Below are 12,423 nucleotides of genomic sequence, written 5' to 3'. Positions count from 1 at the left end.
AGGGGCGAGGCCCGTTGCACCTCGCTCGTCATGTGGTGAGGGTAGTCCGGATCAGGCCTGGTTCGGGTCGAAGTGCGAACGCAGGGTCGACCAGACATCCACGTAGTCGCGCTGGCGGAAGTCGGCCTCGAGCGCGGCCTCGGTGGGGTGGTAGACGTAGCGGCTCTCGAACATGAAGGCCAGGGTGTCGCCCTGGTACTGGGGCGTGAGCTCGGCGTGGCTGGCCTTCTCGAAGGTCTCGGCATCCGGGCCGTGGGGCGACATGCAGTTGTGCAGGCTGGCGCCGCCGGGCAGGAAGCCCTCGGCCTTGGCGTCGTACTCGCCGTGGATCAGGCCCATGAACTCGCTCATCAGGTTGCGATGGAAGTAGGGCGGGCGGAAGGTGCCCTCGGCCACCATCCAGCGCGGCGGGAAGATCACGAAGTCGAGGTTGGCCATGCCCGGGGTGTCGGAGGCCGAGGTCAGCACGGTGAAGATCGACGGATCGGGGTGGTCGAAGCTCACCGTGTTGATGGTATTGAAGCGGGCCAGGTCGTACTTGTAGGGCGCGACATTGCCGTGCCAGGCCACCACGTCGAGGGGCGAGTGGTCGAGGCGGGTCGCCCAGAAGCGGCCGGAGAACTTGGCCACCAGCTCGACGTCCCCCTGAACGTCCTCGTAGGCGGCCACCGGGCTCAGGAAGTCGCGGGGGTTGGCCAGACCGTTGGCGCCGATCGGGCCCAGGCCCGGCAGTTCCAGGGGGCTGCCGTAGTTTTCGCAGACATAGCCGCGAGCGGCGTCCGTGCCCTCGGCCAGGCGCACCTGGAACTTGATGCCGCGGGGAACCACCGCGATCTCGCCGTTGGCGACTTCCAGATCACCGAACTCGGTGCGCAGGCGCAGGGTACCGAGCTGCGGCACGATCAGCAGCTCGCCGTCGGCATCGTAGAAGAAGCGCTCGGTCATGTCGCGGTTGCAGGCGTAGACGTGGACGCCGCAGCCGGTCTGGGCGCCGGCATCGCCGTTGACCGCGATGGTGAGCAGGCCGTCGACGAAGTCGGTGGGCCCATCGGGAATCGGCAGCGGGTCCCAGCGCATCTGGTTGGGATCGGCGGCCGGTCGGGCCAGCGGCGAGGTGGCGACGTTGCGCTCCGGCAGCGGTCGATAGGCGGACTGGAGCACCGAGGGGCGGATGCGATAGAGCCAGCTGCGCAGGTTCTGATGGCGCGGCGCGGTGAAGGCCGAGCCGGTGTACTGCTCGGCATAGAGGCCGTAGGCGCAGCGCTGGGGCGAGTTCTGGCCTTCGGGCAGGGCGCCGGGCAGGGCCTCGGTGGCGAAGTGGTTGCGGAAACCGCTCTGGTACTGAAGATCGCTGGTCATCTGGAGTTCCTCGCTATTGTTCGCTGGCCGTGTCGGCCACCTGACCGGCGATGGCCAGGGCCTCCTCGAGCACCTGCTGGTCGCCGACATGGTTGGCCAGCAGCAGGATCAGGCGGGCGTTGATGCGCTCGCTCCGTGCCTCGCTGCATTCGCGATGCAGCTCGGTCAGCGCGGCGTAGAAGGCGTCCGGGTCGGTGAAGTTGGGGGTCAGTTCAAGCCGAGGCATGGTGGCCTCCCGGGGTGTTGGAATTAGTGTCGAGACGAGAGTCGCGAAGGGTATCGAGATGGGCGCCCAGGGCATGGTCCACGGCGTCGCCGACGGCCTCGGCGGTGACCTCGGCCCAGCGGGCGGTGACGTGCTGGTCGGGGCGGATCAGGTAGCCGGCACCGGCACGCAGCCCGTAGCGCTCGCCGACCAGTCCCACGGCGTCCTCGATCACCACGCTGCGCGGCAGCTGGGTCAGGGCGTGGGGGGTGGGGCCGACGATCAGCAGGTCCAGGTCGGCCCGGCGATCCAGCAGCCCCGCGAGGTCGGTGCTCAGCGCCTCGGCCTCGGCGGTATCGACTCGGCCGTCGAGGAGCAGCACGAAGCGGTCGCCGAGCCGGTTGAGCAGCCAGGCGTCCTCTCCGGCCAGACGGATCGGTGCATCCCTGGCCGGACTACCGGGGCGTAGCTCGCGGGGCAGGCCCTCGGCGCCTGGGCCGTTGAGCGGTGAGCCGTCGTAGCGGCAGGGCAGCGACAGCCGGCCGCTGTTGACCAGGCGGCGGGCGAAGGGATAGTGCTCGGCGAGTTCCAGGGTGGTGTCGCGGAACAGCCGGCTGATGCGACTCTTCGGGGTGATGAAGTCGGTCGCCCGGGTCGAGTTGAGGATGTTCTCTTTCGCCCCCTGCTGACGCTCGGTGTTGTAGGTCGCGAGCAGCGCCTCCGGGGCCTGTCCCTTGAGCACCCGGGCCAGCTTCCACACCAGGTTGTCGGTGCTCTGGATGGCGCCGTTGGCACCGCGGGCGCCGAAGGGCGAAACCTGATGGGCGGCGTCGCCCATGAACACCACCCGGTTGTGGATGAAATCGTCCATCATGCGGCAGCGGAAGGTGTAGACGCTGGCCCACTCCAGCTCGAACTCCACCTCTTCGCCGAGCATCGCCTGCACCCGGGGGCGAATGTTCTCCTCCTTCTTCTCCTCCTCGGGGTCGGCGTCCCAGCCCAGCTGGAAGTCGATGCGCCAGACGTTGTCCGGCTGCTTGTGCAGCAGCACCGACTGGCCCGGGTGGAAGGGCGGGTCGAACCAGAACCAGCGCTCGGTGGGGAAGTCGGCCTTCATGATGACGTCGGCGATCAGGAAATGGTCCTGAAAGACCTGGCCCTTGCTCTCGAGGTGCAGCATGTCGCGGATCTTGCTGTTGGCGCCGTCGGCCACCAGCAGGTAGTCGCAGCTGAGACGGTAGTCGCCGTCCTCGGTGGTCACCGCGACCAGGGTGCGGTCCGGTTGGCTGTCCACCGAGGTGACCCTGTGCTTCCAGCGCAGGTCGATCCGCTCGGCAAGCTCGCCGGCGCGGTCGACCAGGTATTCCTCGAAGTAGTACTGCTGCAGATTGATGAAGGCCGGCACGCGATGGCCATCCTCGGGCAGCAGGTCGAACTCGTAGATCTCGCGTTCCTGGAAGAAGACGCGGCCGCGCTGCCAGGTCACGCCCTTGTCGAGCATGGGCTGGGCGCACCCGAGGCGGTCGAGGATCTCCAGGGTGCGCTTGGCGAAACAGATCGCCCGCGAGCCGACGCTCACGGTGTTGTTGTCGTCCAGCACGACGCTGTCGATGCCCTGCTGCGCCAGGTCGATGGCGGCGGCGAGGCCGGTGGGGCCGGCGCCGACGATCACCACCGGGCAGTGGCGAACGTCCGTGCGGTCCAGCTCGGGCGGGCGTCGATACGGGTAGACGGGATTCTTGTAGGTGGTTGGCATGGTTCCTCCGACCGCGGCGGTTCCGGGGCAGGTTTCCTCGAACCTGCCTCGGCGCCGCTCGCCAGGCATGGCATGGAAATAGCGGCTTACTGGTTCTCGACGACGTCCTGCAGCGAGTGCCACATCTCGTTGTCACGCTCGGCGGTCCAGATGCGCGGGTCGGGGTGCTCGCCACCGGCCTCGTCATAGCAGCGGGTGATGTCGAACGGCAGGCAGTGATCGAAGATCACCCAGTGGCCATATTTCGGCTTGAGCCTGGCGTAGGTCTCGGCATAGCACTCGGAAAGGGGCTTGCCGGCGGCCTTGCCGGCCTTGACGCTCTCGTACATGTCGGCGAGGAAGTCGCGGGTGCCCTGGATGGCCTCCTGGCACTGTTCCGGGGTCTGCAGGGCGTCGCCGCGGCCCGGCACCAGCTTCTGCGGGGCCATCGCCTGCAGGCGGTCCAGGGTGGCGGGCCAGTCCTCGTGGTAGGCATCCCCGGTGTAGGGGGTGGCGCCGTACTCGACCAGGTCGCCGGAGAACATCACCTGCTCCTCGGGCAGCCAGACGATGGTGTCGCCCTTGGTGTGGCCACGGCCCAGGTGGATGATGCGCACCTCGCGCTTGCCCATGAACACCGTCAGTTCCCGCTGGAAGACGATGTTCGGCCAGGTCAGGCCGGGCACGGAGTCGACGCCCTTGAACAGGCGCGGGAAGCGGCCGACCTCGGACTCGTAGTCCTGCTGGCCGCGCTCCACGATCAGGTCATAGGTGGCCTGGCTGGCGTAGATGTTCTCGGCGTCATAGGCGGAGGCCCCCAGCACGCGCACGGCGTGGTAGTGGGTCATCACCACGTGCTTGATCGGCAGGTCGGTGACCTCGCGGATCCGGCGGATGACGTCCTGGGCCATGATCGGAGTGGCCTGGGTGTCGATGACCATCACGCTGTCGTCGCCGATGACGATGCCGGTGTTGGGATCGCCCTCTGCGGTATAGGCATAGAGGCCTTCGGCCAGCCTGGTGAAGCTGACCTGCTTCTCTTCGGTATCGGCGTGCGAGGCGAATTTCTTGCTCATGGTTCCTCCGGTGTCGTCGGGTCGTCGGGCTTGGCCCGGTCGTCATTGTCTCTGCCATGGGATCGGCCAGTGGCAAGATAATAGTTGCTATTGAAACTGGTTGTCCAGTCATCACCGCGCCTGCTGGCGATATCACGGCGCCTGGATCTCGATAAGTCATTGTGATAGCTGGAGCCGAAGCCGTGATTAGACTTAAGTTCAAGCTGTCATGACGTCTTTGTAGTTGCAAGAGAGACTAATTGGCAGGCAAGGTATCCGCAAATGACGCCGGCTCCGCGGCCTTCGCCCGCCGCAGGCCGAGTCGCCCGGCTGGCAATCGCCATCATCGGCGACATCACGATGATTTCATTACAAGAAGGGGCGGCGCCCTGGCCGCCATCCCGTGACGACGGAGGAGCACCATGAACAAGATAACCGGATTGCTGCTGGGCACCCTGGCCGCCGCGACCCTGAGCTCGCAGGCCCTGGCCCAGACCACCATCAACGTCAGCAGCTGGGGTGGGCCCAACCACGGCATCAATACCATCGTCTGGCCGACCTGGAAGAGCTGGATCGAGGAGGCCACCGAAGGCCGCGTGACGCTCCAGGTCACCGAGGACCTGGGGCCGCCCGCGGCCCAGATGGCACTGGTCGCCGACGGCGTCGCCGATGCCAGCTGGATCTTCCACGGCCACATGGCGGGGCGTTTCGCACTGACGCAGTTGCCGGAGTTTCCCACCTTCGAGGACTTCTCCTCCGAGGCCGCTTCCGCCGCCTACTGGCGCACTCACCAGGAGTACCTGGCCCAGGCCAACGAGCACAGGGGGTTGGAGGTCATGGCCGTGGGCGTGCATGGCCCCGGCCAGATCTTCACCGCCGAGCACGTCGAGAACCTCGACGGCCTCACCGGCAAGCGCTTGCGCGTCGGCGGTGGCGTGATGACCGACCTGACCAATGCCCTGCAGGTGACCGGCGTGGCGTTGCCGCCCACCGGCGTCTACGAGGCGGCCTCCCAGGGCGTCATCGACGGCGCCATGCTGACCCTCGAAGGGCTGCGCAGCTTCCGCGTGGCCGAGGTGCTGCCCAATACCCTGCAGGTCGACGGCGGCTTCTACCGGGGCAGCTTCGCCATCGTCATGAACCCGATGGTCTGGGACCAGGTCTCCGCCGAGGATCGCGAGGCCATCGAGGCGGTCTCGGGGGAGTCCCTCTCGCGGCTGTTCGGCTACATGATGGATGTCTCCGACGAGCGCGGCGTCGCCTTTGCCGAGGAACTGGGCAACACCTTCACCCAGGCCTCCGAGGCGGATATCGCCATGCTCGGGGAGATCAGCGACGAGCTGATCGACCAGTGGGCCGACAAGGTCAGCCGTGGCGACCTGGATGCCAAGGAGGCGCTGAGTTTCTTCCGTGAGCAGCTGTCCGTGGCGGCCGAAGGCGACGGCATCGAATCGCGCGTGGTGCAGGAATAACCCCCGTCAGGAGCCGACCATGACTAGCATGTCGACCCCCTGGTCGCGCGTTGGCCGAGTCATGCAGCTGGGGCTGGAGGGGGTGGCGGGCGCCACCCTCTTCGCCATGATGCTGTTGACCACCGCCGACGTGAGCGGCCGCTACTTCTTCAATTCGCCGATCCTCGGTGCCGTGGAGCTGACCCAGCTGATGCTGGCGGCGGTGATCTTCCTGTCGCTGCCGGTGGTGTGCTGGCGCGAGGAGCACATCAGCGTCGACCTGCTCGACGCCATCTTCCCGGCGCGCTGGATCTGGCTGCGCCAGGTGATCGTCAACCTGATCGTCACCGCGGCGCTGTGGGTGATGGCCGGGCGGGTCTGGGCGCTGGGCGTGCGGGCCTTCGACTGGGGCGACGTCACCGAATTCCTGCGCATTCCCGTGGGCTACCTGATCTCCCTGATGGCGATCATGCTGGCGGTCTCCGCGCTGCTGACCCTGGGGCGTGCCGTGCTCTACTTCCTCGAGGGCCTCAAGGTGGTCGAACGCGGTGGGTCGCTGAGCCCGGGAGGCGATCAATGATCGAGTCCTTCTATGGCTTCGCCGCCCTGCTGCTGCTGGCCTTCCTGCGGGTGCCGCTGGCGTTCGCCATGGGCATCGTCGGCTTCGTCGGCTTCTACTACCTGACCGGCAACTGGAGTGCCGCCGAGGCGATGGCCGCGCGGCGGGTGGTGGATACCGGCATGGACTACGGCCTGTCGGTGATCCCGCTGTTCATCCTGATGGGCAACTTCGTCTCCCATGCCGGGCTGTCGGATGCGCTGTTCCGGGCCTCCAACGGCTTCCTCGGCCATCGCAAGGGCGGCCAGGCGATGGCCACCATCGTCGCCTGCGGCGGCTTCAGCGCGATCTGCGGTTCGAGCCTGGCCACGGCGGCGACCATGGGCAGGGTCGCCATGCCGCAGATGCGCAAGTACGGCTACAAGGACTCGCTGGCCGCGGCGTCGATCGCCGCCGGCGGCACCCTGGGCATCCTGATCCCGCCCAGCGTGATGCTGGTGATCTACGGGATCCTCACCGAGACCAGCATCCGCGAGCTGTTCGCCGCGGGCTTCATTCCCGGGATGTTGGGCATCGTCATGTATCTCGCGGCGGTGAAGTGGGTGCTGTGGCGCGACCCCGCGGCCGGCCCGGCCGGCGAGCGGGTGCCCTGGCCCGAGCGCATGGCGGCGCTGAAGAGCGTGGGCAGCACCCTGGCGCTGTTCGTGCTGGTGATCGGCGGCATCTACCTGGGGGTGTTCACGCCCACCGAGGCGGCGGGCATCGGCGCCATGGGGGCCTTCGTGATCGCCCTGATGCGCCGCGCGCTGACCCCGCGGGTGCTGATGAACGTGCTGATGGACACGGTGCGCACCACCGCGATGCTGTTCGCGGTGGTGTTGACGGCGCTGATCTTCGCCAACTTCATCAACCGCGCCGGGCTGCCGGGCGACCTGCTGCAGATCGTCAACGGGCTCGACGTGGCGCCGTTCGTGGTGATCCTGGTGATCCTGGCGATCTACGTGCTGCTCGGTTGCGTGTTCGAGAGCATGTCGATGCTGCTGCTGACGGTGCCGGTGTTCTTCCCGGTGGTGGCGGGGCTGGGCTACGACCTGGTGTGGTTCGGCATCCTGGTGGTGATCGTGATCGAGATCAGCCTGATCACGCCGCCGGTGGGGATGAACGTCTTCGTGCTGCGGGCGGTGCTGCCGGACGTGTCGACGGGGACGATCTTCCGCGGGGTGACGCCGTTCTGGGTGGCGGGCACGGCGCGCGCGTTGCTGGTGCTGGTGTTCCCGGGTATCGTGCTGTTCCTGCCGCAACTGCTCTACTGACCTCGCCGGGCGACAGGGCCGGCGTATCGTGATCGACAGGGAGATCGCTTGATGGACCGCAAGCAAGTGCCGCCGGCTCCGGAAGACGAGCGGCAGGGCGTCAACCGGGCGGGGCTGCCCACCAAGCCCGAGCTGGACCTCAACCAGTTCCTTCCCTATCGGCTCAACAGCCTGGCCGATCGCATCAGCGACGAACTGGCGAGAATGTACGAGGAACGCTACGCGCTCAACGTGGCCCAGTGGCGGGTGCTGGCCTGGCTCAGCCACCGCGACCTGCTCAATGCCAAGCAGATCTGCGAGGCGACGCGCATGGACAAGGCGCGGGTCTCGCGGGCGGTGCAGGCGCTGGTGGATCGCGGCCTGATCAGCCGCAGTCCCTCGAGCCGGGACCAGCGGCTGCACGACCTGCGCCTCACCGAGGCGGGCCAGGCACTGCTCGGCGAGCTGATTCCCGAGGCCCAGGCCTGGGAGGCCGAACTGGTGGCGACCCTGACCGCCGGCGAATACCGTGACCTGCTTCACGCCATGCGCAAGCTGGAGCGCCAGCTCGAGCGCATCGGCTAGCGTTGCGGTGCGCACCACAGCGATGCTGTTCGTGGTGGTGCCGACCGCGCTGATCTTCGCCAACTTGTTGTAGTAGGACGGCAGGGATAATCCGCACCGATCTCGCAAGGGGCTTAATCAGTGCCGAAGTGGTCAGCCACGACGACTTTATCGCCGACAAGAGCGAGCAAGGTGCGAAAGACGTCGGCAGGTTTGCGGCTGGAAGGCAAGGGCTACATATCGTCAGGGACGAGGGCGTAATTCACCTCCGTTGCAACGTTTAAAACGCAACGTAGCGCCTGACGGCGCTACCGTCCGGAGGCGCCCGACGATTGCAATATCAGCAATGGGTCATCAATCATCGGCACTTGTGCCTGTGGGCGGGCACTCGTGCCCTTCTCTCTGGCAAAGTTGTCACTCCCGAACTAGGCTTATACATTAGCCTAAACAACCATCGCCTCAGCAAGGGACTTCGAGCCCCTGTGGGGTGTAGAGGACGTTTCCCAACCAACGATACACCGGAAAAGGCACAGCACCTTTATCAATAAATGGCCGTATCGGCCGGTGCGGGAGGCTTGGCATGAATCCGAAACAAGCCCTCGAGTTCTCAAAGGACCAGCATTGCGAAATCGTGGACCTGAAGTTCTCCGATATCCTGGGGATGTGGCAGCATTTCTCCATTCCTGTCAGTGAATTGGATGAAAACGCTTTTGATGCCGGGATCGGCTTTGACGGCTCATCAATCCGCGGATGGCAGGCGATCCACGCCTCCGACATGCTGGTGGTTCCGGACCCGAATACCGCAGTACTTGACCCCTTCACCGAAGTTGCCACGCTCTCCCTAATTTGCGATATCGTGGATCCCGTCACCCGCGAGGCATATAGTCGTGACCCCCGAAACATCGCGCGCAAGGCGGCGGACTACCTGAACAACACCGGCATCGGAGATGTCGCCTATTTTGGCCCGGAAGCCGAGTTCTTCATCCTCGACGATGTCCGGTATGAACAGAACCAACAATGTGGTTACTACTTCATAGATTCGATAGAAGGCCAGTGGAATACCGGGCGGGAAGAGTGGCCAAATCTGGGGTACAAGCCGCGGTACAAGGAAGGATATTTCCCTGTGCCACCCACGGATTCGCTGCAGGACATCCGCTCCGAAATGGTATTGACCCTGGAAAAGCTTGGCTATCGTGTCGAGGCTCATCACCACGAGGTGGCAACGGCGGGACAGGGTGAAATCGACATGCGTTATCTGGCCATCCAGGAAATGGGGGACGGCCTGATGTGGTACAAGTATGTGATAAAGAACGTGGCCCGCCGCCACGGAAAGACCGTCACTTTCATGCCCAAACCGGTATTCCAGGATAACGGGACCGGCATGCACGTACACCAGAGCCTCTGGAAAGAGGGTAAACCGCTGTTCGCCGGCGACGGCTATGCGGGCCTCAGCCCTCTGGCCGTGCACTACATCGCCGGCATTCTCAAACATGCCCCGGCCCTGGCCGCGTTCACCAATCCCACCACCAACAGCTACCGGCGTTTGGTGCCGGGATTCGAGGCGCCGATTAACCTGGCCTATTCCAGTCGCAACCGTTCGGCAGCGGTACGCATCCCCATGTACCAAACCAATCCCGAGTCGAAACGGATCGAGGTGCGGTTTCCAGATCCTTCATGCAATGGCTACCTGGCATTCTCGGCAATGCTGATGGCCGGGCTGGACGGGATCCAGAGCCGGCTGGAGGTCGGCGATCCCCTCGACAAGGATATCTACTCGATGAGCCGGGAGGAGTTGGCGGAAGTTCCCTCGACGCCGTCCTCCCTGGAAGAAGCCCTGGAAGCGCTGCGAAACGACCACGAGTTCCTCCTCAAGGGCGATGTCTTTACCGAGGACGTGGTCGAGACCTGGATCGACTACAAGATGGAAAACGAGGTTTCCGCCGTTCGCCTTCGTCCCCACCCTTACGAGTTTACCTTGTATTTCGACGCCTGATGGATGCCGCCGGCCCTGATGTCAATTCATGGTGGCTCGATCACACACCGCCTTGCAGGCAGGCAGGGCAAAGGTGATTTATTATCATGGTAAGCATGGGAACCAATGACCGGCGACTGGTTACAAATGGCTTGGTCACCACAAAATGCAGGGTATACGCTTATGCCAACTTATCAATACCGTTGCAAGAAATGCGGAGAGGAATTCGAAGTAATCGAACACATGACGGATCACACCAGTACGCAGCACAAATGCCCGAAATGCCAGGGCAAACAGGTTGCCCAGGTGATGACGCCGTTTTTCGCCAAGACCTCCAGGAAGAGTTGATAACCCGAGATACGACGCCACGGGTTCAGCTTTCGACGCGAAGTCGTCGTCAAGCACGCTGCCGCAGGCCACTGCCGCGGCGATGGTCATGGGCTTGCCGCTGCGCAGCTCCTCGAGCAGCCGGGCCGTGAGGGCTGCAGGCTTAGGCGTCCGGGAGTCGGCCGCCCAGGCGTGCGGTGATCTCGGCGGCGGTCTCGCGCACCAGCTCGCCGAGCTCCACCAGCCGCGACTCGGGAATGCGGGCCACCGGCCCAGAGACCGAGATGGCCGCCAGCGGTATGCCGTGCTCGTCGTGCAGGCAGGCCGCCACGCAGTGCAGGCCGATGGCGTGCTCCTCGCGATCGCAGGCATAGCCATGGCGGCGGATCCGGGCGAGTTCGTCGCGCAGCGACTCGGGGGTGTGTCGGGTGTTCTCGGTGACCCGGGCCAGGCCGCGTTCGGTGAGGACGCGCTCGAACTCGTCGTCGGGCAGCCAGGCCATCAGCGCCTTGCCTACCCCGGAGGCGTGCAGCGGCGCCCGGGAGCCGAGGCGGGTGATCATGCGCATCATCTGTGGCGATTCGCTCTGGGCGAGGAACACCGCGGTGCTGCCGTCGCGGATGCCGAGGTTGGCGGTCTCGCCGGTCTGGGCGGTGAGACGCCGCAGGAAGGGGCGGCTGGTGGCCACGAAGTCGCGGGCCTCGAGGAAGCTGTTGCCGATGCGGAAGGTCTTGACGTCGATCTTCCAGAGCCCGAGCTCGTTGTCCTGGGTCACGAAGCCCTGACTCTGCAGCGCCTGGAGCAGGCGATGGGTGGTCGAGGGCGCCAGGTCGGCCTGCTCGGCGATCTCCGAGAGCGCCAGCCCGCCGGGGCTGGCCGCCAGGCGCTCGAGCATGTTGAGCCCCCGGACCAGTGACTGGCTGTGGCCACTGGTACTCTTGCCCGATCCGGCGGGTCGCCCCGCCGTTCTGCGCTTGCCTTCGCTCACCTGATGCTCTCCCTCTCGTCCCGCGACAAAAGCCACAGCATACCCCGTCGAGGCAGGCCTGTCTCGTTTGCGGAAATGGCTTCCATTCGGTGCTTGCGGCGCTCGTTGTTCACCGCCACGTGCTATCGATGCCGCCAGCGAGGAGCGCGTTTGTCGATGAAGGCGTCGATGCCCTCGCTGGCATCCTCGGCCATCATGTTGCAGGCCATCGTCTCCCCGGCATAGGCGTAGGCCTCCTCCAGCGGCATGGTCAACTGACGGTGGAACATCGCCTTGCCGGTACGCAGCGCCACGCGGCTCTTGGCGCAGAGGCTGGCGGTGAGCTCGCCGAGTACCGCGTCGAGGCGGTCGTCCTCGGCGACCCGGTTGACCAGCCCCCAGTCCCGGGCCTGGTCGGCGTCGATGAACTCGCCGGTGAACAGCATCTCCATGGCTCGCTTGCGGCCCACGTTGCGGCTGAGCGCCACCGCCGGGGTGGAGCAGAACAGCCCGACGTTGATGCCGGAGACCGCGAAGCGGGCGGAGTGTGCCGCGACCGCCAGGTCGCAACTGGCCACCAGCTGGCAACCGGCGGCGGTGGCCAGGCCCTGCACCCGGGCGATCACCGGCACCGGCAGGGCGACGATGGCCTGCATCAGCTCGCCGCAGCGGGCGAACAGCGCCTGGTAATAGGCCTTGTCGGGGGTGGCGCGCATCTGCTTGAGGTCGTGGCCGGCGCAGAAGGCCTTGCCCTCGGCGGCGAGCACCACGCAGCGCACGTCCTCGTCGCCGGCCAGCCGGTCGAGTTCGGCGCCGAGCGCGGCGATCACCTCCTCGGACAGGGCGTTGAAGTGGCGCGGTCGGTTGAGGGTCAGGGTGGTCACGCCGTCGGTGTCATGGCGCAGTACCGGGGCGTCATCCGGCATGGGGGGATCTC

Annotated in this window: 12 protein-coding genes and 1 pseudogene; 7 read left to right on the top strand and 6 right to left on the bottom strand. The window is 65.7% G+C overall.

Going from position 1 to position 12,423, the window contains the following annotated elements:
* Positions 1-51: 51 nt before the first annotated feature.
* The 4 genes from hmgA to C1H66_RS09655 form a co-directional block, all read right to left on the bottom strand.
* Positions 52-1,359: a homogentisate 1,2-dioxygenase gene (gene hmgA, locus C1H66_RS09670; protein ID WP_102627681.1), complete on the bottom strand. Its 1,308-nt coding sequence runs from the start codon at positions 1,357-1,359 to the stop codon at positions 52-54.
* Positions 1,360-1,372: 13 nt separating this feature from the next.
* Positions 1,373-1,585, bottom strand: coding sequence for a DUF2783 domain-containing protein (locus C1H66_RS09665; RefSeq protein WP_102627680.1), 213 nt, complete (start codon positions 1,583-1,585; stop codon positions 1,373-1,375).
* Entirely contained in the window at positions 1,572-3,320 is a 1,749-nt protein-coding gene (locus C1H66_RS09660; RefSeq protein WP_102627679.1) for an FAD-dependent oxidoreductase, read from the bottom strand. Before C1H66_RS09660 ends, C1H66_RS09665 begins: the two co-directional genes overlap by 14 nt.
* 86 nt (positions 3,321-3,406) lie before the next feature.
* On the bottom strand, positions 3,407-4,375 hold the full coding sequence (locus tag C1H66_RS09655; RefSeq protein ID WP_102627678.1) for an MBL fold metallo-hydrolase: 969 nt from the start codon (positions 4,373-4,375) through the stop codon (positions 3,407-3,409).
* Positions 4,376-4,776: 401 nt separating this feature from the next.
* Here C1H66_RS09655 and C1H66_RS09650 point away from each other — a divergent pair, with 401 nt between their 5' ends.
* The 7 genes and pseudogenes from C1H66_RS09650 to C1H66_RS23525 all read left to right on the top strand — a co-directional run bounded on the left by C1H66_RS09650 (position 4,777) and on the right by C1H66_RS23525 (position 10,540).
* On the top strand, positions 4,777-5,826 hold the full coding sequence (locus tag C1H66_RS09650) for a TRAP transporter substrate-binding protein (RefSeq protein ID WP_102627677.1): 1,050 nt from the start codon (positions 4,777-4,779) through the stop codon (positions 5,824-5,826).
* Positions 5,827-5,845: 19 nt separating this feature from the next.
* Entirely contained in the window at positions 5,846-6,385 is a 540-nt protein-coding gene (locus C1H66_RS09645) for a TRAP transporter small permease (RefSeq protein WP_102627676.1), read from the top strand.
* Complete coding sequence (locus tag C1H66_RS09640; RefSeq protein ID WP_102627675.1) at positions 6,382-7,677, top strand: TRAP transporter large permease; 1,296 nt, start codon at positions 6,382-6,384, stop codon at positions 7,675-7,677. Before C1H66_RS09645 ends, C1H66_RS09640 begins: the two co-directional genes overlap by 4 nt.
* Before the next feature lie 51 nt (positions 7,678-7,728).
* The gene (locus C1H66_RS09635) at positions 7,729-8,241 is read left to right on the top strand and encodes a MarR family winged helix-turn-helix transcriptional regulator (RefSeq protein WP_102627674.1); all 513 of its coding nucleotides are present in this window, start codon (positions 7,729-7,731) and stop codon (positions 8,239-8,241) included.
* Positions 8,242-8,324: 83 nt separating this feature from the next.
* Positions 8,325-8,504 (top strand): annotated as a pseudogene (locus C1H66_RS23530) (DUF933 domain-containing protein); the annotation flags it as partial.
* 296 nt (positions 8,505-8,800) lie between these two features.
* Complete coding sequence (gene glnA, locus C1H66_RS09625; RefSeq protein WP_102627672.1) at positions 8,801-10,213, top strand: type I glutamate--ammonia ligase; 1,413 nt, start codon at positions 8,801-8,803, stop codon at positions 10,211-10,213.
* A 105-nt stretch (positions 10,214-10,318) separates the two neighbouring features.
* Positions 10,319-10,540, top strand: coding sequence for an FmdB family zinc ribbon protein (locus tag C1H66_RS23525; RefSeq protein WP_205738648.1), 222 nt, complete (start codon positions 10,319-10,321; stop codon positions 10,538-10,540).
* A gap of 142 nt (positions 10,541-10,682) precedes the next feature.
* Here the strand turns inward: C1H66_RS23525 and C1H66_RS09615 are convergent, their stop codons facing one another.
* Together C1H66_RS09615 and C1H66_RS09610 are read right to left on the bottom strand one after the other, a co-directional pair.
* The gene (locus C1H66_RS09615) at positions 10,683-11,507 is read right to left on the bottom strand and encodes an IclR family transcriptional regulator (protein WP_102627670.1); all 825 of its coding nucleotides are present in this window, start codon (positions 11,505-11,507) and stop codon (positions 10,683-10,685) included.
* Positions 11,508-11,629: 122 nt separating this feature from the next.
* Positions 11,630-12,412, bottom strand: coding sequence for an enoyl-CoA hydratase (locus tag C1H66_RS09610; RefSeq protein WP_102627669.1), 783 nt, complete (start codon positions 12,410-12,412; stop codon positions 11,630-11,632).
* Positions 12,413-12,423: the final 11 nt, after the last annotated feature.

This window comes from Halomonas heilongjiangensis (assembly GCF_002879645.1).
In the GTDB taxonomy this organism is placed as follows: domain Bacteria; phylum Pseudomonadota; class Gammaproteobacteria; order Pseudomonadales; family Halomonadaceae; genus Halomonas; species Halomonas heilongjiangensis.
This window is presented reverse-complemented; position numbering and strand designations above follow the sequence as displayed.